This is a genomic window from Symbiobacterium sp., from assembly GCF_040797425.1.
Taxonomy (GTDB): domain Bacteria; phylum Bacillota; class Sulfobacillia; order Symbiobacteriales; family Symbiobacteriaceae; genus Symbiobacterium.
Genome location: NZ_JBFNEH010000125.1, coordinates 1 through 1,931, shown reverse-complemented (window position 1 = coordinate 1,931; position 1,931 = coordinate 1). Strand labels below are relative to the sequence as shown.

At 63.3% G+C, this 1,931-nt stretch carries 2 protein-coding genes; both read right to left on the bottom strand.

The features are described from left to right. Positions 1-359: 359 nt before the first annotated feature. A complete protein-coding gene (gene fsa, locus AB2385_RS16985) occupies positions 360-1,010 on the bottom strand; it encodes a fructose-6-phosphate aldolase (protein WP_367656194.1) in 651 nt (216 codons plus the stop codon). A 63-nt stretch (positions 1,011-1,073) separates the two neighbouring features. Beyond that, positions 1,074-1,931 (bottom strand): phosphoglycerate dehydrogenase (locus tag AB2385_RS16980; protein WP_367656193.1); only part of this gene is annotated, 858 nt, incomplete at its 5' end.

The following is a 1,931-nucleotide window of genomic DNA, read 5'->3' as shown; positions in this document are numbered from 1 at the left end:
GAACCGGTGGTCGGCTTGAACCGGAATCACTGGTCGATTTGACCGGAATACGCAGTTGGTCCTACAGCGATACGCTGTTCGACCTGCCAGGCACCGGGATGAAGGCCTGTTCGGCCTCGTCTATCGCCGGAATGTTCATCGCCCGGGCGCTAACCGCGAGATCATCGCCCCGCTGGTGGCGATGGGCGGCGTGCCGCCGGTTCTCATCAGCGCCAACGTGGACGGGAGCGATGAGCACAACGCCGCGATTCAGAAGCGGTACAAGGGGCGGGTGTAGCGCGGCAGGGCCCGACAGCGCAATACCAGATCACCCCCACCGGCGGGTTAACCGGTGGGGGTGATGCTCCATGCACCCAGACCTATCCCTGTTTGCGCACGCTTTCCCAATCCTTGAGGAAGCGCTCGATTCCCGCGTCGGTGAGCGGGTGTTTCAGCATCTGGTGGAAAACCGCAGGCGGAAGCGTGGCAATATGGGCGCCAGCCTTCGCCGCCGCGACGACCTGTCCCGGGGTCCGGATTGAAGCCGCGATGATCTCCGTGGTGATGCCATGGTAGGTGAAGATCTCCGCAATGTCGCGAACGAGCTGGATCCCATCGGTAGAGATGTCGTCGAGCCGGCCGACGAAGGGCGAGACGAAGGTGGCGCCGGCCCGGGCGCAGAGCAGAGCCTGGTTCGGGTTGAAGATCAGCGTCAGGTTCGTCTTCACGCCCTGCCCGGTGAGCCGAGAGCAGGCCTTGAGCCCCTCCGCGGTGGCCGGCAGCTTGATGACGATGTTGTGGCTGAGCTCGTAGTACTGCCTGGCTTCGGTGACCATATCGTCCGCCTGGGTGCTGACGACCTCGGCGCTGATGGGCCCGTCCACGATGGCGAGAATCTCGCGCAAGACGGCCATGAAGTCCCGACCTTCTCTCGCCACCAGCGAAGGATTGGTCGTCACCCCGCTCAGTACGCCCCACGAGGCGATCTCCCTGATGTGGTCGACATTGGCCGTATCGATGAACAGCTTCATCCCGAAGTCTCCTTTCCGTTCACCCGGATACCGTGCGCCACCGGACGCTGGCTCCGATTTCACCTAGACCCGCACGAGGTTGGCGGGTTCCCGCCCGGCGAAGACGTCCAGGATGGCCTGCGCAGTGGCAAGGCTAACCTTGCGGTATGTTTCGTAGGTTTCGGCAGCCGAGTGCGGAGTCGTGATAACGTTGTCCAGTGTGAAGAGCGGATGATCCTTTCTGGCAGGCTCCTGCTCGTATACATCGACGGCCGCGCCGGCGATGCGGCCGGACTTGAGGGCCTCGTAGAGGGCGTCCTCGTCGACCACCGACCCGCGGGCCGTGTTAATGAGGTACGCGTCCCGCTTCATCATCTCGAACTGCTCTTTGCCGATCATGTGGTAGGTTGCCTTTACGCCAGGAACGTGCAGGCTGATGACATCGCTTTCCCGGAGGAGTTCCTCGAGGGAAACGAAAGCCACGTTGTACGCCCTGCCCTTCTCATGGTTGGGGGCGAGGTCGTAAGCCAGCAGGCGGACGTCGAACCCCTGCAGCTTGCGCGCCACCATCTGCGCGATGTGGCCGAATCCCACCAAGCCCACGGTCCGGTTGATGAGCTCCCGCCCGACGAAGCGGTCCCAGTTGCCCCGCCGGAGGGACTGCTGCAGATACGGAATCTGGCGCATGGCGGCGATGATCAGGCCGACGGCCATCTCGGCGACGGCGTTGGCGTTGCCGCCGGGAACGTTGCACACCTTGATGCCGTACTCGTTGGCTTTGGCCACGTCGATGTTGTCCACACCCACGCCGAACCGTGCGATCACCTTGAGCTTGGGCGCCAGCTTGAAGACGTCCTCGTTCCACGTGTCAATCCCGGCCACCACGGCGTCGATATCGGGGACAAGCTGAGCCAACTCGTCGAACGTGCAAGGCCTGCCGTG